Source organism: Desulfitobacterium sp. PCE1 (assembly GCF_000384015.1).
Lineage (GTDB): Bacteria > Bacillota > Desulfitobacteriia > Desulfitobacteriales > Desulfitobacteriaceae > Desulfitobacterium > Desulfitobacterium dehalogenans.
Window position 1 is genome coordinate 2,501,221 of record NZ_KB913023.1, and the last position, 20,690, is coordinate 2,521,910.

General features: G+C 44.4%; 19 protein-coding genes, 1 riboswitch and 1 other annotated feature. Of the genes, 5 read left to right on the forward strand and 14 right to left on the reverse strand.

Annotated elements, in window-relative coordinates:
* Positions 1–45: 45 nt before the first annotated feature.
* The 3 genes from DESPCE1_RS0112450 to DESPCE1_RS0112460 all read right to left on the reverse strand — a co-directional run bounded on the left by DESPCE1_RS0112450 (position 46) and on the right by DESPCE1_RS0112460 (position 2,340).
* A complete protein-coding gene (locus tag DESPCE1_RS0112450; protein ID WP_172637618.1) occupies positions 46–540 on the reverse strand; it encodes a metallophosphoesterase in 495 nt (164 codons plus the stop codon).
* Positions 509–1,774: an MFS transporter gene (locus tag DESPCE1_RS0112455; RefSeq protein WP_019850665.1), complete on the reverse strand. Its 1,266-nt coding sequence runs from the start codon at positions 1,772–1,774 to the stop codon at positions 509–511. Before DESPCE1_RS0112455 ends, DESPCE1_RS0112450 begins: the two co-directional genes overlap by 32 nt.
* A 194-nt stretch (positions 1,775–1,968) precedes the next feature.
* Positions 1,969–2,340 carry a hypothetical protein gene (locus DESPCE1_RS0112460; RefSeq protein WP_014794320.1) on the reverse strand — a complete coding sequence of 124 codons (372 nt, stop codon included), beginning with the start codon at positions 2,338–2,340 and terminating at the stop codon, positions 1,969–1,971.
* Between the two features lie 129 nt (positions 2,341–2,469).
* Here DESPCE1_RS0112460 and DESPCE1_RS0112465 point away from each other — a divergent pair, with 129 nt between their 5' ends.
* Positions 2,470–2,913: a DMT family transporter gene (locus DESPCE1_RS0112465; protein ID WP_019850666.1), complete on the forward strand. Its 444-nt coding sequence runs from the start codon at positions 2,470–2,472 to the stop codon at positions 2,911–2,913.
* A 25-nt stretch (positions 2,914–2,938) separates the two neighbouring features.
* On the opposite strand, the gene DESPCE1_RS0112470 is transcribed toward DESPCE1_RS0112465, so the two are convergent.
* Positions 2,939–3,502, reverse strand: a complete 564-nt coding sequence (locus tag DESPCE1_RS0112470; protein ID WP_014794322.1) for a hypothetical protein — start codon at positions 3,500–3,502, stop codon at positions 2,939–2,941.
* A 177-nt stretch (positions 3,503–3,679) separates the two neighbouring features.
* Here DESPCE1_RS0112470 and uvrC point away from each other — a divergent pair, with 177 nt between their 5' ends.
* Together uvrC and DESPCE1_RS23330 are read left to right on the forward strand one after the other, a co-directional pair.
* Positions 3,680–5,455: an excinuclease ABC subunit UvrC gene (gene uvrC / locus DESPCE1_RS0112475; protein WP_019850667.1), complete on the forward strand. Its 1,776-nt coding sequence runs from the start codon at positions 3,680–3,682 to the stop codon at positions 5,453–5,455.
* A complete protein-coding gene (locus tag DESPCE1_RS23330; protein WP_014794324.1) occupies positions 5,445–5,600 on the forward strand; it encodes a hypothetical protein in 156 nt (51 codons plus the stop codon). Before uvrC ends, DESPCE1_RS23330 begins: the two co-directional genes overlap by 11 nt.
* 135 nt (positions 5,601–5,735) lie before the next feature.
* On the opposite strand, the gene DESPCE1_RS0112485 is transcribed toward DESPCE1_RS23330, so the two are convergent.
* The 8 genes from DESPCE1_RS0112485 to pepF form a co-directional block, all read right to left on the reverse strand.
* Positions 5,736–6,527 carry a C40 family peptidase gene (locus DESPCE1_RS0112485; protein WP_014794325.1) on the reverse strand — a complete coding sequence of 264 codons (792 nt, stop codon included), beginning with the start codon at positions 6,525–6,527 and terminating at the stop codon, positions 5,736–5,738.
* Positions 6,528–6,530: 3 nt separating this feature from the next.
* A riboswitch (cyclic di-AMP (ydaO/yuaA leader) is annotated at positions 6,531–6,667 on the reverse strand.
* Positions 6,668–7,619: 952 nt separating this feature from the next.
* On the reverse strand, positions 7,620–7,862 hold the full coding sequence (locus tag DESPCE1_RS0112490; protein WP_014794326.1) for a hypothetical protein: 243 nt from the start codon (positions 7,860–7,862) through the stop codon (positions 7,620–7,622).
* A gap of 48 nt (positions 7,863–7,910) precedes the next feature.
* A complete protein-coding gene (locus DESPCE1_RS0112495) occupies positions 7,911–8,510 on the reverse strand; it encodes an HD domain-containing protein (protein ID WP_019850669.1) in 600 nt (199 codons plus the stop codon).
* Positions 8,511–8,515: 5 nt separating this feature from the next.
* Entirely contained in the window at positions 8,516–9,124 is a 609-nt protein-coding gene (locus tag DESPCE1_RS0112500; protein WP_014794328.1) for a GNAT family N-acetyltransferase, read from the reverse strand.
* A 26-nt stretch (positions 9,125–9,150) separates the two neighbouring features.
* Positions 9,151–10,044 (reverse strand): sigma 54-interacting transcriptional regulator, encoded by an 894-nt coding sequence (locus tag DESPCE1_RS0112505; RefSeq protein WP_019850670.1) that lies wholly within the window; start codon positions 10,042–10,044, stop codon positions 9,151–9,153.
* Positions 10,045–10,241: 197 nt separating this feature from the next.
* Positions 10,242–11,534, reverse strand: coding sequence for an adenosylhomocysteinase (locus DESPCE1_RS0112510; protein ID WP_033422453.1), 1,293 nt, complete (start codon positions 11,532–11,534; stop codon positions 10,242–10,244).
* A gap of 2 nt (positions 11,535–11,536) precedes the next feature.
* Positions 11,537–12,379, reverse strand: a complete 843-nt coding sequence (locus tag DESPCE1_RS0112515; protein ID WP_019850671.1) for an Mrp/NBP35 family ATP-binding protein — start codon at positions 12,377–12,379, stop codon at positions 11,537–11,539.
* Between the two features lie 902 nt (positions 12,380–13,281).
* On the reverse strand, positions 13,282–15,081 hold the full coding sequence (gene pepF, locus DESPCE1_RS0112520; protein WP_019850672.1) for an oligoendopeptidase F: 1,800 nt from the start codon (positions 15,079–15,081) through the stop codon (positions 13,282–13,284).
* A 467-nt stretch (positions 15,082–15,548) separates the two neighbouring features.
* Positions 15,549–15,785, forward strand: a binding site (T-box leader).
* Positions 15,786–15,845: 60 nt separating this feature from the next.
* Between pepF and pheA the strand changes: the two genes are divergently transcribed.
* Positions 15,846–16,703 (forward strand): prephenate dehydratase, encoded by an 858-nt coding sequence (gene pheA / locus DESPCE1_RS0112530; RefSeq protein ID WP_014794333.1) that lies wholly within the window; start codon positions 15,846–15,848, stop codon positions 16,701–16,703.
* A 56-nt stretch (positions 16,704–16,759) separates the two neighbouring features.
* On the opposite strand, the gene DESPCE1_RS0112535 is transcribed toward pheA, so the two are convergent.
* Both DESPCE1_RS0112535 and thrC read right to left on the reverse strand, forming a co-directional pair.
* A complete protein-coding gene (locus tag DESPCE1_RS0112535) occupies positions 16,760–17,284 on the reverse strand; it encodes a DUF2179 domain-containing protein (RefSeq protein ID WP_014794334.1) in 525 nt (174 codons plus the stop codon).
* Between the two features lie 269 nt (positions 17,285–17,553).
* Positions 17,554–19,038: a threonine synthase gene (gene thrC, locus DESPCE1_RS0112540; protein ID WP_172637659.1), complete on the reverse strand. Its 1,485-nt coding sequence runs from the start codon at positions 19,036–19,038 to the stop codon at positions 17,554–17,556.
* Between the two features lie 165 nt (positions 19,039–19,203).
* Here thrC and DESPCE1_RS0112545 point away from each other — a divergent pair, with 165 nt between their 5' ends.
* Positions 19,204–20,592, forward strand: coding sequence for a uridine kinase (locus tag DESPCE1_RS0112545; RefSeq protein ID WP_019850675.1), 1,389 nt, complete (start codon positions 19,204–19,206; stop codon positions 20,590–20,592).
* Positions 20,593–20,690 lie beyond the last annotated feature (98 nt).

A 20,690-nucleotide genomic window follows, 5' to 3' on the forward strand; every position in this document is an offset into this window, starting at 1 on the left:
ACCCCAGATAGTATATCGGCAACTTGTAGGCATTGGTTTAGTTCCTTAAAAATAAATATGTTGGGCTTTAATCACTTTGTCTTCAATACAAATCATTCCCATAGAATACTTAGGCTGCCTTCGTTTATCCGTGGGAGATCCAGGATTAAACAGTAATATCCTCCCTTGCTTTTCCTGATAAGGGATATGGCTGTGCCCAAAGATTATAAGGTCCACCTTATCCTGATCAAAGGTCCGCATAGCTCTCTCTGGAGTCGAACGTCCCGGCCCATACACTCCATGGGTCACGCCTATAGTAATCTCTCCACAGGTGATGATCTTATTATGTGGTAAGCGTGCCAACTCCCATCCATCACAATTTCCCTGAACTGCCTCCAAAGGAGCAATCTGCTCCAAATCACTCAGGAGACTTGGGCACACTACATCTCCGGCGTGGATAATAAGGTCCACCCCATCACATTGTTCCCATACCCATCTTGGCAAGGTCTGACCTGCCCTTAGATGGGTATCAGATAAGACCGCTATTCTCATGACCTTCATCCTTTCGATTACGCCTTAGTAAAAAGACAATCCCACACATAAATAATAATGTGAGAATTCCACTAATTACAAAGGTGACCTTCGCTCCCCAAAAATCGGATAATGTCCCGGCGTAAACACTTCCTATGGGAACCATACCTCCAAAAACCAGGCTATAAACACTCATTACTCTCCCTCGATATTCACCGTCCACTGTAATTTGGATTATTGAATTAGCTGAAGCAGAAAAAACAATCATGGACCAACCGAGAAAGGCTAAGAAAAATGCACTTAAAAGATAAGTATTCTGCAATCCTACAACCACATTGAAAATCCCCAGTCCAAAAGCTCCCACTAAAAGTAAAAGAGGTTGTGGGCCTTCCGCACTTTTTATGACCACAGTTAAAGCGCCGATAAGGGCACCAAATCCCAAAGTGCTCATTAAGAGTCCATATCCCAAGGCCCCTTCTTGTAAATCAATTTTGGCCAAAACAGGAACAAGTACATTGAAATTCATGGCAACGGTGCTCAAAAAGCCCATCATAATGATAACCATAAAAATAGAGGGGGTTTTTCTTATATAGTTCAACCCATTAAGAATATCTTTCCCCAAGGTTTCTTTTTTAGGAGCGACCTTTTCTTGATGAGGAATGGAGGGAACAAAGATTAAAATTCCTAAAACCCCAATAAAACTAAAACCATTAATCAAGAAACACCACATCGGTCCCCATACTCCCATGATCACTCCGGCTATGGCAGGGCCTACTAAACGAGCAGCATTAAAAATCGCGGAATTCAGGGCAATAGCGTTGGCTAAATGTTCCCTCCCTACCAATTCAATAATAAAGGATTGGCGCGTTGGAACATCCACTGTGTTGGACACGCCAAGAATGAACGCCATAATTAGAAGCATCCAATATTGAAGCGAACCCGAACCCACTAAAAAAGCTAAAGCAAAGGCTAAAATCATCATAATGGTCTGTGTTGCAATCAGTACTTTACGTTTAGGTAAATGATCAATCCAAGCTCCGGCATGTAGGGAGAACAACATGGTAGGTACGAATTGCATGGCGGCTACCAACCCAAGCAAAAAAGGTGAATTGGTTAACTGCAATACCAACCAGGCTTGACCTATATTTTGGGTCCATGTCCCAATCAGTGAAATAATCTGTCCACCCCAAAACCAACGGAATGAGCTATGACTGAGTGCTGGAAATACTCGATATAAGGAATTATGCCTAGGTAAATTTCTCATGTCTGACCTCGATTAACCCTAATTATACTTCAACCAAATAAAGAGCATCGCCGCAGATGCCCCAAGAAGTACTTACAGCCGGATACATATCTTTAATAAAAATTATAACATAATTTAATGAGTTACAGAAAACAATAACATTAACTAAGGATATTAAAAAAGGCGTAGCAATTTGCTCGCCCTTTAAAGGAAGTCTAGTGGTAGTATCGACCTAGAGATTGTTGTTTTTTGATGGCTTTACGTACTTCATTGGCCACCTTCCAAGTCTCTTGATATTGCGGGGTAATTAAGCTTAATTTACCTGTATGTTTATCTATCAGGATATCGACACCGGGCTTTCTTCCCGACCTAGTTTCACCGGGGTGCAAAATATCAATACCTATTTTATTTTCATCATATTCCGGAGGAATTAGATAATTGAGCACCTCTTCAGTGGCATCTATCAGTTCTATCACTTGTTCTTGAGGATATCCTTCCCTAAGTAAAATGTCCCGTACTTGAGAAAGAGGATGATCAAGAGTAAGCAGCATCTGGGCCCGTTGTACCAAATTATAGTCGATTTCCACGACGCCACCTCTTTTCATTTTTCTTTACAACTTCATTTTCCCCTTGAGCTTAATTTGAAATACGAACTACTTCTTGTCGAACTTGGTGAAGATGACCATTTCCATCAAAATTTAAATTTGGAGGTTTTCATGAATAAATTTATATCTCTACCGGCAGTTATAGCTGCACTTTCCGGCATTGCAATGGCTATTCAAGGCACTTTGAATTCCGGACTTTACCAAAAAACTTCCATTTTAGCCGCTACTTTGGTTGTACATATCATCGGCACAGTGATCGGGCTAATTGCCGTAATGGTCACTAGAGTCCCCCTACTAGATTATAACTGGCTATCCATTCCTTGGTACTTTTACCTCGGTGGGGTTCTTAGTGTAGTCATTGTAGGTTTAGTCGCCTTAAGCATTCCAAAGATTGGGGTAAGTAATGCAACTACAGCTATCATCATAGGTCAAGTAGGGGCCGCACTAATTATCGATCATTTAGGACTTTTTGGTGCAGAACGTCTCGCCTTGAACCCCTGGCAATTTCTTGGGTTATTGCTCTTTGCCGTTGGAGCAAAACTTCTTTTTAATTAACCCAATAATTAGAGTTTCCATGCTCTTATCCTGATTTTGCTCGTGTCTCAATAGCCGCCATATTGGTCACGATCTGATAAATTTCATTGGTCACGGTGAACTTCCGGATCTGACCATTGGCGGCTAAAATCAGAGTATTCTTCCCCTCTCCGGTTTGATCTCTTTCGATCAAACGTAAAAGAAAAGTATACGCCTCGCTGGTCACTGAAAGTTGTTTAAAATCCCCATCCGCCACAAAAAGTACCCAATAGCCTGTGGCAACTTCATTGCCGAGATAAAGTGACGTAGTCGAAGAACCATAAGACCCGTAAGCATTCCCCGTGGAATAGAGGTAATTGGAGGGTGTATCCGTGTAGCGGTCTGTGGAATAGGAATCACCCGTAGTGTATCCATCATAACCGGGATCATAAGTTCCAGTGGTTGTATCTACCAACTGGGCTGCAGGATCGGTAAGACGTGAATAAACGTCACTAAAAAAATTGGGGAAAAGAATAAACGCTCCTACTCCAATAAGGAGTACCCAAAAGGCCAAAGCCTGTATATCCTGCCATTGCTCATTCCGCGGAGGCCGCCCCCAAGAATTCGGCATATATACCCCTCCTTATCTTATCATGACCTTATTAATAACTATACGAATGAACGATGTCCGATATGTTTGTCCCAGGGCAGGATAGATTACTAAAGTTCAAAGATAGCTCCCATACTGTTAAGGATGACTTGCATTACCGGTGATCTCCGACTAGAATAATACCGAGGTGTTCAAAAAATGGAGATACTTCGGGAAAAACTTAGTTTATTACCGGATAAGCCAGGTGTCTATCTAATGAAAGATGCATCCGGCCAAATTATATATGTAGGGAAAGCGAAGATTCTCAAAAACAGAGTCCGCTCCTACTTTACCGGGTCCCATAATGGAAAAACCCAGCTTATGATTAGCTTGATTGCGGGTTTTGAAACGATTATTACCGATTCTGAGGTGGAAGCTTTACTCTTAGAGTGCAACCTTATTAAAAAGCATAATCCAAAGTATAATATTCTATTACGCGATGATAAAACATACCCTTTTATAACCATTACCGATGAAGCACATCCTCGGATTTTGGTGACACGGCAAGTAAAAAAAGGGATGGGGAAATACTATGGCCCCTACCCCAATGCTACAGCGGCTAAAGAAGCTGCCCGACTGCTCAATCGCCTCTTTCCCTTTCGTAAATGCCGGCAGATTCCGGGCAAACCTTGTCTCTATTACCATCTTGGGCAATGCTTAGGCCCCTGTCAGGAGGATGTCCCCAAAGAATCTTATGACAAAATACGTAAAGAAGCGGCTACTTTTCTTAAAGGTGATCAGGGAGCAATTCTTAGGTCCCTGGAGAAAAAAATGAAAGACGCTTCGGAAAACCTGGAATTTGAAAGGGCAAAAGAATACCGCGACCTTATCGAGGATCTCAAAAAAGTAGGCGAGAAACAAAACATCACCTTAAACGACTTTGTGGATCGGGATGTGGTAGGGTATGCTTATACCCGAGATCAACTCTGTATTCAGATCTTTTATTTGCGCCAGGGAAAACTTCTGTCTCGTGACAATTTCATTTTCCCTTATTACGAAGAACCGGAAGAAGCTTTTGTCTCCTTTCTGGCTCAGTTCTACACAGAAAGTTCTGCTCTCCCTCAAGAAATTCTCCTCCCTCCTCTGGATATTAGTGTATTAGCAAAGCTTTTTCCGATGATCGTGCCGCAAAAAGGACAAAAGCGAGATCTGGTGCAAATGGCTATGGAAAATGCTCAAACCACCTTACATGAGCAGATTTCCATCGAAATACGAAACTTGACCGAATGCACACAAGCTTTGGAGGAAATCGGCAATGCCTTAGGCATTCCTTCCCTCCGCACCATCGAGTCCTTTGATATTTCCAATATCGCCGGCACCCATAGTGTGGCCGGAATGATTCAGTTTCTTGATGGCAAACCCAACCGCAGTCAATATCGCAAATTTAAGATTCAACCCATGCCCAATATAGATGATACCGCATCCATGCACCAAGTGATTGAGCGCCGCTATGCCCGTCTTCAGCAGGAGTGCCTTCCTCTTCCTGATCTTATCCTGGTGGATGGGGGCAAGGGACAGATTAATGCAGCCCTGGATGCTCTCCGCAACTTAAAGGCCGCGATTCCTGTTGCCGGCATGGTCAAAAACGACAAGCATCAAACTTCGGCTTTAATCGACTCCGCTGGCCGAATCCATTCCTTGGATCGCCGTTCAGCCGGTTTTCGTTTGATGGAACGGATTCAAAATGAAGTCCATCGATTCGCTATTACTTTCCATCGGCAACAACGGGCTAAAAGCATGACCCTTTCCGAGTTGGATGGAATACCGGGTGTCGGTCCCAAGAGAAGGCAACAGCTCTTGAGATATTTTAAATCCATGGATACTATCCGCCTAGCCACTGTGGAGGAACTTCAAAAATCCGGTCTTCCTTCCCCGGCAGCTCTCGCGGTATATGAACATTTCAACCCTCATAAGGAGGAAAACCATGATTCTTAATTACCGTGTCGAACTATGCCGTCAATGCTATTATAAGCGGACGAAACAATGCGGAAAGACCGACCTCTATATCCATAATCGGACACCGGCGGAACCGGGAGGGGAATGCAAGAGTTATAGACTGGTGCCTTGGCTACCTTATTAAAGCTAAATTACCAATCGGTTGGTAATTTAGTTCAGATCCGAAAAGATGGTCCTTAGAGTAAAAAGAAGTATCGCAAACTACTTTAAAGAAAGCAGTTATGCGATACTTCTTTTGTCCCTATAACAAGACCATGAATTAAAAAACTCTCCTGGCTCCAAGGTAACGACCGGCGTAATAACTATCCGATAAGCCTGTGGTCTTAATGCCGGTGCTGGAGGCATGGATAAAGCTTCCACCACCTATGTAGATTCCCACATGAGATGCCCCGCTATCATAGGTAGAGAAGAATACCAAATCCCCAATCTGAAGCTCATCTTTCTTGACGGCTGTTCCAATTTCATATTGTGAATATGAGGTTCGTGGCAAGTCGATCTCCGACCCCTCAAAGACGTATTGGGTAAAGCCGGAACAATCAAAACCATTTGGAGTAGTTCCTCCAAACACATAGGGGATACCGATAAGTCTTTGGGCATTGCTGACAATCTCCTCAGCTTTGGAACTGCCGCCACGAGAGATTTCCTGGGAGGGAGCCGCTGCGGCCTGTTTCGAGACCTGATCTCTTAAGGCCGTTATCGTCATTTCCTCAGGTGTCGTGACGGTATCTTCACTCTCCGCCTTTGAAAATTGCAGTGATTCCTTTTGGTTATCTGTATCGGCTACTATAGGCTCTGAAGAAAAAGCTAAGGTCGCTGCTAGCCTAGGCTGCAGGATCATATCCTCTTTCTCTACTTGGATGATATCGGATAGTAATGTACTGGAGACCATTTGTGCCTTAAACGATGAAGCATTCCTTAAGAGAATAGATTCTGAACCTGTAACAAGCTCAGCAGCATTTCCCGGCACATAGGTTCCCGGGAGGCTGCTAACCAATAAGGTGCCGGACAACACCACACTGGCAATCCACCCCCTCTTAGAGGAAGAGTCCATGAATTTTCCACCTTTCGTCGCTTACGAGGTTAGTTGACGGATTCGGGCAACAAGGTGTAAGCCCTACGCATGACTGCGATTCACCCCAAAAGATAGTCCCCCGCTCTAAACATATGGTTTAGATTCAGCCCACATTTCTTATGTAGTATTCGCCGAAAATTTCCTTATTCCTCCACGTAAATAATGGCAAAAGCCTATAATCTTGGAAACTGATGTTATTTATATCTATTCAACAGCTTTTTTTCTGTGCACATGAAGTATACTATACAAAAAACACCTCTCTTACGAGAGGTGTTGCCCTTTGAGCCTTAGGACACCAACGAATAAATATTGCGCCATAGGTCAAGTAGGTTTTCCCACTGAGCTCCTTCAGTTTCCTGTTAGGCGGTTTCCCTTTTCCCTCAGTCTAGAATGTTGCCAGCTCCAGCACTTGATCGCCACTAAGAACGCACTTTAATCCTCGTTAGTTTTCGCTCTAGAAGTTTTCCTTAACGCTCCGTGACAGTCTAGCCTCTTTTGCAGAAAAGAATTTCAGGCAACTTAAGTCCATCGGCCAATAGACAGAAGTTCCTTCAGCCCTCCCAACTTCTCCACCTCAAGGCAGGCTACACTGCACTAAGTTCCTTCCTAATGCAGGTTCATACCCTAAGCCATAACCAGAAAACAGCCACGAACTTAGGCCTCCACGGAAGAGGGTATCGCCCGCATGCCATTGCAGATCCCCCTCATCCTTAACTCCCAGCAGCAACCCTCGACTGGGCGTCGAAAGCCACCACCAGGAACTTCATCGGTATGCCCTTAGCGGATTCTTAGGCCCGCCTTCGACTGTCATTTTACGCACTAGAATTGCGCACCATAGCTCAAAGAAGATTACATCGATTATTGTACACCGAAATGAACAATTTTTAAAACAACCTTTGCCTATTCATATTCACGATTCTCTTTGATAATGAATGAAAAGAAGGAGCAAACTCAAAAAAAGAGAGCTTTGCGCTCTCTTTTGCCTTATTAAAACAATTTAACAAAATCAAAATCATTTTATCGTTAAATTTTCAAATAAAATGATGTTTTAATATATTTTTCCTGCCGGATTTAAACCGATTTCGCTTGAGATCCAGGTTTTCCGTCAGAAAAAAACTTCCGCAGCAACACTTCGATACTGCCGGGCAAATCCTGTGCAGCTTGTTTAATCTGAACAGACCGCCATTCAATTTCCTCTAATAAGAGTTGGGTTCGTGGCGAGGAAATATAGGCTTGGGGCTGTTCCGGAGTAAATAAGCCTTTAGCAACCAAAAGGACAATGAGAATGACTAAAATACGTTTCAACCAACGCAATGGATATACCGTCCTTTCCCAAGAAGATATATCCATAGTTTAACCAGCTTAGTCCTTTTTAAGTCTCATTTTTTCTAATTCGGACCAAAAATTCTCGGAATACAAAAAGAGGGGCTCGAAAAGTACCCGGGCTGTCTCGGTATAGAGATGCTTATGATAGTGACTAATTCTTTCACGGTAAAAGGATTCACAGGAATCCGGCCCAAAAAAGGGTTTTCCTTCTTTTCCTGCCCACGCAAAAAGCCTTGCTATACCTATAGGGCCTACAAAGTCCAATTTATCGGCATCATAAAGAATCTTCGCTTCCAAAGTTTCCGGTTCATAACCTTCCCGTGAGTGGGAAAGAACGGCTGTTTTAACGGCTTCGATAATGTTTTCAGGGTAACCGCATTTTTGAAGTATTCCACCTGCCAAAGCCGATCCGCTTTCAGCATGAGTTCTCGATAAAGTTCCGGAGCGGCCGATATCATGAAGAATAGCTGCCAGCTCCACAATCACTAGATCAGCACTCTCCTGTATTCCAATCTTCTTTCCCCATTCTCTGACCCGAAGGGCATGTTCCAGATCATGGGCTTGGTCTTTACGCCCGTAAATCCCCTGCACAGCGTTAATTACCGGGCTTAAAGGGTCTTGATTCATCTCCAGCAAGGCAATCACCCCCGATCAGAATTCAAGAACAAAATTCTTTCAAAATGCTCGATACTCTTTTGAGAAAGGTTTTTTCCATAGCGTGCCGTAAGCATATTGGCCGGATGGGAGCATATCTCGTCGTCATCTGTCTCCCTTATGAGCAGACCTGCGCTTGACATAAGACGATCCATCACCTCACGGTACTCCCAAACCCGAAGTCCTGTCCTTTCCAGGTCCCAGTGCCAATAATATTCTGTGGCTATGACGAGATGATTCTCCATGGTGGGATCTAAAAAAGCTACTTCAAGCAGTTTTTTTCCCACTCCAAGACCCCGAACTTTTGGGGAAACCTCAATGGCTCCTAATTCCAAGAGTTCTGGAGGGCCCTCAGCCCATCGTTCAAAAGCATCCGGAGGATGAAAGGTCACGTAGCCCACGACATCGGTCCCGATCCGTGCAATAACAATTCGGCCATTAGGAATTTGACTGATTTCTATCAAGGCCTCTTTTTGGCGCTTCGGAGGGCGGAATGCCCGCAAATCATCGTCTAAAGTCAGTTGGCTTAAGCTCTCCGCCGTAACCGGCCCTTCAACAATAAGCTCCCCTTTATGGGTCGGAAAGGTCTGTTTCACCCTATATCCTCCTTACGGAACTTTGGTTATGGATTAAGATTATAACGCTTAAGCTTATTGTACAGTGTTGCTAAGGAAATGTTAAGGGCTCTTGCCGCTCTTTTCTTTCCTTCCAGTGTAAATCCATAGCGCTCCAAAGCACTTCGTAAAAGAATTTCCTCCATTCGCTCTAAAGGCATCACTCCATGGCCAAACCCATCTTCTTTAGATATCCCCAAATTGTCGCTAAGATGACGCTGAGAGATATGGGATTCGTTAGCTACATGCATGGCTCTGTTGATAATTTGTTTTAATTCTTCTACATTGCCCGGCCAGCGATAGGATAAGAGAACTTCCTCGGCCTGCGGTGTTAGCCCTTGAATAGACTTTCTCAATTCCAAATTAAATACCCTGATATAATGATGGACTAAGGGAAGTATATCCTCTTTTCTTAGACGTAGGGGTGGAATAGAAATCTCCCACTGACTGACATAGTCATATAAATCCGGATCAAAGGCTTTCTCCAATCTCATTAAATGAATATTTTGTGATGAACTAAGAAATATTCTAAACTTTTTCTTCTCTATTCGTTCAAGAGCTCTATAAAGCAGATTCTGCTCTTCAAGGCTGAGACTCGCCACTTCACGAAAATAAATACTTCCCCCCTCATAAGGACATAGTTGGTTGATATCAAAACCTGGAGCAAGTATTTCGCGAATCATATCTTCGTCTTTAATACAATCCACTATAAGCAAGGGCTGGTGGGAGCGTTCACTCTCTTTATGCAGAAAACCGGCTAAAAGTAGTTTACCCGTACTGACTTCACCCTGAAACATAACCGGATCATTTTCTTTAGCCGCCTTTCGGCATCCCTCAATGGCCTGCCGTAATCCTTTGCTCTCTCCGATGATATCTTGGCTTAAGGAATAAACGAGAAACATCGGTATATCTATCCCCCTTACAGTCACCAAAGACTTATCTGATACTAATACAATTTATCCTTTCTATTGTATACTATAACAGAATAGAACAAAAGATATTTTTCACTGTTTAATAATGTTTTTAAATAATAAAAAGGTCCTAATGACTATTTATCATCAGGACCCTGATACCAGATTATTATTTTTAAGAGTCTTGCTTAACTGTGCTGCCAGCTGGCAAGGTAGCGTTCTTGTTCCTCAGATAGTTGATCAATACTTAAACCCAGGGTTTTTAATTTAAGCTCAGCCACTCTAGTGTCCATTTCGGAAGGAACAGAATAGACTTTTGGCTCCAAGGGAGTTTTAACTGTGGCGAGATAATGCAATGCTAGGGCTTGTAAAGCAAAGGTCATATCCATAACTTCTGCGGGATGACCGTCTCCTGCCGCTAAATTGACCAAGCGGCCTTCTGCTAAAAGGTATATCTTTCGTCCATCCTGAAGCAAGTATTCTTGAATATTGCGACGAACCTCACGGTGACTCTGGGCCATTGCCGCCAATTGAACTTTGTTCACTTCTACATCGAAGTGACCTGCATTGGAGAGTATTGCCCCGTCCTTCATGACCAGGAAATGTTCACCTGAGATGACATTCTTATTTCCTGTTACGGTGACGAAAAAATCACCTAAAGGAGCGGCATCTAACATGGGCATCACTTCAAAACCATCCATCCAAGCTTCATTGGCTTTAATAGGGTTCACTTCACAGATAACGACTCGGGCGCCTAGGCCCTTAGCGCGTAAAGCTACACCTTTTCCACACCAGCCATAGCCCACCACACAAACGGTCTTTCCGGCAACCACCAGATTCGTTGTGCGCATAATACCATCCCAAACCGATTGACCTGTGCCATAGCGATTGTCAAAAAGGTATTTCATCTCAGCATCATTGACCGCAATCATGGGAAAGGCCAATTCTCCGTTCTTCTCCATGGCTCGTAACCTTAGGATGCCTGTAGTAGTCTCTTCAGCGCCTCCCTGTACCTTAGGCAATAATTCCCGGCGCTCTTTGTGGAGGGTAGATACCAAATCTCCACCATCATCAATAATATAATCCGGCTCAAAATCCAAAGCCTTGTGAAGATGTTGATGGTACTCTTCATCGGTGGCACCATACCAAGCATGGGCATGAACACCGCCGGCTACCAAGGCAGCGACCACATCATCCTGGGTGGATAAAGGATTGCTCGCCGCCACGGTAACTTCCGCTCCGCCAGCTTGAATCACTTTAGCCAGATAAGCAGTCTTTGCTTCTAAATGCAGGCAAATGGTCACTTTTTTACCCTTAAAGGGCAGCGTTTTCTCAAACTCTTCTCTTAAGGTGTTGAGAACCGGCATATGAGCTTGTACCCAATCAATTTTTAATTGTCCTTGCGGTGCCAATCCTATGTCCCGAATCGTTGATTCCATATTGTCCTGGCTAGGCCAGGTCACCCCCTCTTTTACTTTCATTTTCACTTTTGTATTTTCTGTATAACCTCAGCCAAATTCCTGGCAATTTGCGTAAAGTTAGCGGATTCATAATCCTCTATCTTGCCCAGATCCGACATTGTGGCCAAAACAGGGTCAATGGGTAATTGACCGAGATAGGGAATCTCATTTTGGGCGGCTTCCTCTTCCCCATGGGGTTTTCCAAAAATCTCAATTTGCTCCTCACACTGCGGGCAAGCAACATAGGCCATATTTTCTACCAAGCCATATAAGGTTGCGTCGTATTTTTTGACCATATTGATAGCCTTACGAACAATCATTCCCGCCAGCTGTTGAGGGCTGGTTACGATAACCACTCCGGATACCGGCAAGGATTGCATGACAGTAATGGGGACATCTCCTGTTCCGGGTGGTAGATCGATGAGCAGATAATCCAACTCCCCCCAAACGACATCCGTCCAGAACTGCTGCACCAATTGGGTAATGATTGAACCACGCCAGATCACCGGATCATCTTCGTTAGGAATCATTAGATTGAGGGACATCACTTTAATTCCATGTGAGGTTTCACCTGGAATAACCCCTACTTCATTCATATTGGCCTTATCCTTCAGTCCGAAAATTCTCGGAATGCTGGGTCCGGTTATATCCGCGTCCAATATCCCCACTTTAAAGCCTTGTCGCATTAAACTCACCGCAAGCATAGAGGTAACGGAGGATTTCCCCACTCCTCCTTTGCCACTCATGACCGCTATGACATTTTTGATATTGCTGGCTTGTTGGGCTTTTGTTTTTTCCGGTTGTGTGGGGCAGCTTCCCGTAGTACAGGAACTTGCCGATGGGCAGGATCCGCAGGCGTCACTCATGATCTTTTCTTCCTTTCTTTCTGAGAATAAGCATATATGTTGAGGTTTTGATTATAGCATAGATTTTGGAGAGGGCGTTCGTGCCTATGGGTGGCACCGACAGTGGGTGACAGTCTTGTCCAGGTCGTGTAGCTTTACGCACAACGCACCTTCGGGCGTGATCTCCTGAAACCCTCCACTGGAGGCTTTCTTCATCGGAGCTCACGTTCTCCATAGCTCCAGGGCTGGTCAACTCGCTTTCTTAACAGCATCTGCGGCGGATGCGTATGCTTTGGGGAGTGCCGCCTTGAGCGAAACTGTCCACCGGACACTTTCGACGCCAAACCTCAGGGTAATACCTGATGTGAACCGTGGCTCCGCTATATTAAGAAAGCCTCGTTAACCCGAACGCCCCTCCGCTAAATCCGTTCGCTCTTGTGCGCAAAGCTACGCTTGCGGGTCTTTTTCAGCTCTATTTTTAGGCCTTTTGGGGTCTTTTCGGAGTAGCCGGTCATACCGTGGAGCGGCACCAGCAGAGGATGAAAAAAGCTGCTAAGGTCAGGTAACTTATCCTACATCCGCGCCGCTCAAACCCGAAAGACAGCCCAAGGATTTTGCTTTAAGGCAGAGAACGGATTCTAAGCGAGCAGGTAAGCAATCTTCGCGAAAAGACTGCAGCGGAGTCGGGTTGGAAACAGGACGTTTCCAACCGGCCATTGAGAACAAGTGCGAAAGCAGTGCTTTCGAGGAGCGATTTGGCCACGAAACCCGGGCGAGGGTTTCGCCCAAGCCGCCATTGCCACAGAGACTACTTAGCGGCGCAGGTGGACCCGACAGAGCGAAGGTCTTGAGCGATTAGATTGCTCCGCGCAGCTTATGGAGTGAACGCCGAAAGCAAAATCCTGGAGACTCTGGAGATCAGCTCAAAGCAGCGCCTCTAAGCGATCCAGCAGACTGGTGAAGACCTGAAGAGCCTCCCTTACCGGAACCGGAGTCTCCATATCGACGCCTGCCTTGCGCAGCAGCTCAATCGGGTAGTCGGAGCTGCCACTGGATAGAAATTTAAGGTAACGCTCCACTGCCGGTTCTCCTTCATCAAGAATTTTTCTCGCTAAAGCTGTGGCTGCAGAGAATCCTGTAGCGTATTTATAGACATAAAATGCATTGTAAAAATGAGGAATTCTTGCCCATTCCATCGCAATTTGCGGGTCCATCACCACATCCGGTCCATAGTAATCCGTATTGAGCTGAAGATATATACTGGAGAGTAATTCAGCAGTCAGAGCTTCCCCCTGTTCAACCATGGCATGGGTCTTCTTTTCAAATTCAGCAAACATGGTCTGACGGAAAACAGTACCTCTGAATTGCTCCAGATAATGATTGAGCAAATAAGCCAGCAATTTGGGATCTTCCGTGGTTTTGAGCAAGTGCTCCATAACTAAGGCTTCATTGAGAGTAGATGCCACTTCCGCTACAAAGATCTTGTAACCGGCATAGATATGAGGCTGAGTACGGTTGGAAAAATAAGTGTGGAGTGAATGCCCCATCTCATGGGCAATCGTAAACATCGAATCCAAAGTATCCTGATGATTAAGCAGTACATAAGGGTGGGAGCGGTAGGTCCCCCAGGAATAAGCGCCACTGGTTTTTCCCTGGTTTTCATAGACATCAATCCAGTGAGAAGTGAACCCTTCTTCTAAAACCTTGCGATATTCAGATCCTAAGGGTTTGAGCCCTTCCAAACACATATCCACAGCCTCTTGATAAGGGATCGTCATCTTGGCTTCAGAGACAATGGGAACATAAATATCATACATATGTAAGTCGTCCAGCCCCAATGCTTTCTTTCTCAGCTTCACATAACGATGCATTTCCGGTAAAAACTCACGGACTGTATCAATCAAGGCATCATAGACCGTCAGGGGAACCTTATCATCATGTAAGGAAGCCTCTATAGCCGAGGGGTACCGTCTGGCCTTGGCAAAAAAGGCGTCCCCTTTAATATTGGAATTAAGTATAGCTGCCCAGGTATTAATTTGTTTTTGGTAAGTGCCATATAAGGTTTCGAAAGCTTCCTGACGTACTCGTCGATCTTCGCTTTCCATGAACTGAATATAATTTCCCTTGGTGAGTTCGACTTCCTCACCCTTCTCATTTTTAATACTGGGAAATTTAAGGTCAGCATTATTGGCCATACCAAAAATAGTGCTGGGACCTTCAGCTATTTCCCCCATTTCAGCCAGCAACTTTTCCTCTTGAGAGCTTAATACATGTTCACGTTTACGCAAGATATCCTCTAAGGCGTGGTCATAAAGAGTTATTTTTTCATTGGTTTTACGAAATCCTTCCAGCCTTCCTTCCGGTAAAGCGAGAATTTCCGGAACGACAAAAGCTAAGGCGCTCCCCACTCGGACAGAAAGAGCACCGGCCCGATCCGTTAAAGCCTGATAACGAGAGTTTCGATTGTCTTCATCCCGGCGCATCCTTGCATAGGTATAGATTTCACCTACACTTTGCCCCACTTCATTCATCCATTCAAAGCAGGCCAACAAAGTTTCTACACTATCTCCCAAATGTCCTTGGAAGGCTTCAGCCCGTTCTAAGAGCTTCTCTGCTTTAAGAAATTCTTCTTCCCAAGCTTGATCACTAGGGAAAATATCCTCAAGATGCCATTTATATTGCTCAGGGATTTCCGAACGTGTTTTTAGTTTAGCTTGTTCCATAATCATTCCCTCCTTACTGACTTACCCTACCTGCTTATTATACACAGGATGGGGAAAATTTAGCAAAATTATTGTTAAAGAAAACCCGGCTTCGCCGTGCCTTTGATCCATACCTCCAGTGAGGCGAAGTCGTTGGTTGCCCTTATGCTTAGAAAGTATATAACGCAAGTTTATACTTTCAGATAGTGCAATAAAAAGTGAAACAGGCAGCGTACGTTCCACTGCCTGTTTCTGCCACCTCGTCCACCTATCTCCCAGGAAGGTTCCCCAACCTTCCACACATATTTTAACGTGCTTGTAAGGTTTCTGCAAGTTCAAAGTATACAAATATCTTAAATATCAAGAATTTACTAAGACGATTCCCCCTGGGCGCAAGATTTTCCCCTCAGCATGTATTGGTTAAAAAGTTTTCCTTTTCAATTGGCAAAGTTCCTGATATAATTGATAAAATTGAATTCAAAAATTAATTAATAACGATGAAAGAGAGCATCTGTTAGCCCAGACCTTCAGGGAACTAAAGTCAGAGACTGGAAGCTTTAGTGGTTGCTGGTAACAGAGATTCACTCTGGAGTTGCGTTCCTGAACTCAAAGTAGGGAGCGTCGGCGGCTTCCGTTAAGAGCCTTGATTCATTCTATGATCATGTAAGAGGCTGTTTTAGATACAGCAAAAAGGGTGGTACCGCGTGACTTAGCTCGTCCCTTATTTAGGGGTGAGTTAAGTCTTTTTTCATTTAGAATCAGAACAAGATGAGGAGGATAAGACTATGAACATTGGCTATCTGGGGCCTAAGGGCAGTTTTTCTGAGGAAGCACTTCAACTCTTTCTGACTACTCAATCCGATCTATTGGAGCCACCGCTAACCCTTGTCCCCTTTACGACAATTCCCAAACTCTTAACGGCCTGCCAAGACCTCGAGATTGAAGGAGCCTTTGTCCCTCTGGAAAATTCCACCGAAGGTCAAGTAGGGGTAACCATGGATATGTTAGGTCAGACGGAAAGTCTATATATCATGAGAGAATTTATTTTCCCTGTGGATCAATGCCTGATTACTGCGAAGCCCCTTGATTTAGGTCAGATAGAGCAAGTCTTTTCCCATGAGCAAGCCTTAGGACAATGCCGTGATTTTCTTGAAGCTCATCTGCCTCAGGCGGAGCAATTACCCTGTCCCAGTACTGCTGAAGCCGTTATGAAAATCGCCAATAGCCCCGGTAAGCATTGGGCTGCTCTCGGACCGCGCCGGGCCGCAGAAATCTATAATTTACACTGTGAAGCGGAAAGAATCCAGGACTCCATGCTCAATGCGACCCGTTTCATTTTCGTAGGTCATCATCTTGCGGAAATGAATGAGGAGGATAAAACTTCACTTTTAGTCATTACCGGAGATACCCCCGGAGCCTTGGCCAGTGCCCTTCAGGAATTTGCCCTGAGGAACATTAACTTGAGCCGTATTGAGTCTCGCCCCTCCAAGAAAAAACTGGGAGAGTATGTGTTCTTCGTGGACATTGATGGATATGTCTTCTCTCCATCTCTCCAAGAGGCTTTATGGGCTCTCAAAGACAAAGGGGTCAGTACTAAACTCCTGGGATCCTATCCCAAAGCACAGCCTTTTGCGAAGGAATAACCCAGCCGTCTGATTAGCATCTTGAGCACCAACTACACGCATGGTTGGTGCTTTATTTAGTGTAAAACCTTATTCGCCCAGAATCCCCCGCGGAAATTCTTCGGTTCTTCAAAAATTACAAATGCATTTGCGCACAATTTGTCTATCAGCTTTAACAGTTCTTTCTGGCGATTGCGCTTGGCCAACACCATCATGACCATACGCGGCCCGGATTTCCCTTCTCCCAGCCAGCTTGTCACACCAAAGCCAGCGTTTCTCAGTTCCTCTGCCAGCCCCTGATATTCGCATTCAACGATGACCTGCGCCATAATATATCCGAGTGCCAGCCGTTCTTCGATTCTGCTGCCAAGATATACTCCCATTCCATAACCAAAGCAATAGGCCGCAATATTCCAATAGCTATCAAGGTTGTCCAGAATAATGGACAGTCCCATGATATAGATGAAGACTTCTATCACGGACAAAAGGGAAGCGTAGATCCGCATTCCTTTAATCATTAAAATAAAGCGTATTGTCGTTAACGTTACGTATGTTATATTAATAGCAATGATGATTAGGACAAACTGGAAAGCTGGACCCATATTATCACCACTTTCTCCTTTTTAAGATTTTCTCCTATGTCAAATCACTTTGTTCGATATGAATTGAGCATCTCCTTTTTTCTGAAAACTCTTTCTTTTTATCGCCAAGTGTTATTCCCTGAATTCTTCTTTCAACGAAAAACCAGAGTTGGTGCAAAAAAAGAAAAGGGCTTATCTGGTGATAAACCCCGAAGATGCCAATATACGAAATCTTCACGATAAGCAAAGAGTTTTTACTTTAACGAGAATCTTTTATTGTATGGAGGATCCTATCTCTTGGAAGTATAAACCTTCTGAATGAGCCCTGGAATCTCCTCAGGCCGTACAGGTTCCAAGCCGAATGTCTCTTTATCCTCTAACCCTTGAAGTCCTTTGGGTATACTCCAGCCGGTAATTTCCTTTAGTTTTCGTAAATTCGTCCATTCGTCATCGGTTATAGCACTTGGCTCAATGCCCTCTAAAACAGTTTTGGCAAATTTAAAGGGGCTGGCTGTAGAAGCAATCACTGTGAAAGTGTTGTCTCCTGATTCCTTAACATAATCTTGATAGACTTTCACCGCTACGGCAGTATGAGGATCCAAAACATAGGAATACTCTTTATATACTGATTGTATGACCCTCAGAACATCCGCCTCACCGGCCCACCCGGCAGTGACTGCCTTTCTGGCTTTGGCTAATGTATCCGCATCCACCGTAAATTCCCCAAGGTCTTGCAAATCATGATACCACTTCCCAATCTTTGCCCCATCCCTTCCGGAAACTTCGTAAAGGAAGCGTTCAAAATTACTGGATATCAGAATATCCATAGAAGGAGAAGATGTCACGAAAAAGGGACGATTGCGGTTATACACCCCTTGGTTAAAGAAATCCGTCAGGACATTATTCTCATTGGAGGCACAAATGAGGTTATTAATGGGTAATCCCATCTCCTTGGCATAATAGGCAGCAAGAATATTGCCAAAGTTCCCAGTGGGCACCACCACGTTCATTTTTTCTCCGGGACGAATCCTTTGGGAGTCCATTCCCTGTAAATAAGCCCAATAATAGTAGATAATCTGCGGTAAAAGTCTGCCCCAGTTAATGGAGTTCGCCGAAGAAAAGGCGATTCTCTGTTCCTTAAACTTGTCTCTTAAGTCAGGATTACCAAAAATCTCTTTCACAGCGGATTGACACTGATCAAAATTACCGGTGACAGGAACGACTTTAGTATTGGCTCCATCGGTGGTGGTCATCTGTTGTTCCTGAACGGTGCTCACGCCATGCTCCGGATAAAAGACCATGATCTCCGTACCCTTAACATTCTTAAAGCCTTCCAGCGCAGCCTTGCCGGTATCCCCTGAAGTAGCGACTAAAATCAGAACCTTATCGGTGTGGGTGAGAACCTGCATGCTTTCTCCTAAAAGGTGCGGCAAGGCCTGCAAAGCCATATCTTTAAAGGCAGCAGTGGGACCATGCCATAACTCAAGTACTCCCATGTCCCCCACCTTCACCAAGGGGGCAGGATTATCCGTATCGAAGACTTTATTCGTATATATTTCTGAAGTCTCAACACATTTCTCCTCCGGAAAATCAGGAAGATAGTGTTTAAAAATTAATTGAGCTAGTTCAGGATAGGAGATTCCGCGGATTTCTTCCCAGTGGATTTTTGGAAACTCTTTCGGAACAAATAATCCCCCTACCGGAACCATGCCCAAGGCAATTGCTTCTCTTCCTGTTTGATCAGGATAATTTCCTCTCGTGCTTTCGTACAATATGCTTCACTCCCCAAGACATTATCCGGTTTGTATTCGCCAGTGATAGACATTTCTCCTTCTTCAGTGTACTATACTTTTTAAACATCATAATCAAAGGTAAAAGGAAGGTGTCATTCCTCCGTAGAATTAATCTTAAGACAGAGTATCTAGAAAAGAGGGATTCGCATGAGTATAACGGAAACTACCCATCGTCAATATCGTCAGACCCTTATTTTTGGGTTGATTAGGATTGTGGAGGAGCTTTTTCCTCAAGAAGAAATAAAGATTCAATACTCCATTTTGGATGGCATCTATTGCGAATTAGAGAACTCACCTCTTTCTCCCCGGGAAGTGGCTCAAATCGAGGAAAAGCTTCATCACTGGGTGAACTCTAAGCCAGAGATCATGTCCTGTGAAGAAGAGGATGGTTTCTTTCACACCAAGGTCAATCATACTTTTGTCAAGTCCCTTTATCCTGCTATGCGCCCGACTGGAACCCATTACCCTTTTATGCTCATCTTCTATCATCCCGGCTTTATTTTGCTCTTTTCTAATCCTGAGCATCCCTGTGAGTTACCAAATTTCGTGCCGCCGGAAAAATTAACCGCTACTTTCTTGGAATCGCAGCGATGGGTAGAAAATCTGCATTTGGATAAGGTAGAGTCTATTAACCGCAATATCCAGAAAGGCAAGACCACTGAATTGATCTCTTTAGCCGAGGCGTTGCATGAGAAAAAAATTTCCTTAATCGCTGATCGCATTCTAGAACAGCGAAAGAATACCCGCATTATTCTCATTTCCGGTCCATCTTCCTCCGGGAAAACTACCTTCGCCCAACGTCTATCCACACAGCTTCGGGTCAACGGAATCCGACCTATTGCCTTATCCTTGGATAATTATTTCTTCGATCGGGAACACACTCCTCTTGATGAGAATGGGCAATATGACTTTGAAGCTCTCGAAGCTCTTGATCTTCCCTTGTTGAACCAGCATGTCAATGCTTTAATCCACGGCCAGGAGATTGAGTGCCCTGTTTTCGACTTTGTTGAAGGCCGCCGTAAACCCGAAGGAACGCGGATGAAATTAGAACCTGATGAAATATTGGTCATGGAAGGGATTCATGCTCTCAATCCCCGGCTTTTGCCTTCCTTGGAACGCTCCCATCTCTTCAAAATCTATATCAGCGCCCTTTTTCAACCCAATATTGATACCCATAACCGCATCTCCACCACGGATGTACGGCTGATTCGCCGCTTGGTTCGCGATAACAAATACCGTGGAATCAACCCGGAAAAAACCCTCAATCAATGGTCCAGCGTTCGGCGCGGGGAGAACAATAATATTTTTCCTTACCAAGAAGAAGCGGACATTATGTTTAATTCCAGCCTGCTCTATGAATTGAACGCTCTTAAGGCCTATGCTGAACCTCTTCTCATCAATATCCCCAAGGATCACCCCTATTACTCTACTGCCTCCCATCTCTTAAGGCTGCTTTACCATTTTGAAACCTTGGATATAGCTAAAGTACCCTTTAATTCTATCTTAAGAGAATTTATTGGCGGTGGGATCTACTAGGGCTGGCAGCGGCAGAGGATGAAAAAGCTGCTCGGTTGACCGGGACGTGTGACTTTATCCCACATCGCGCCGCTCAAGCCCAAAAAGCAGCCCAAGGA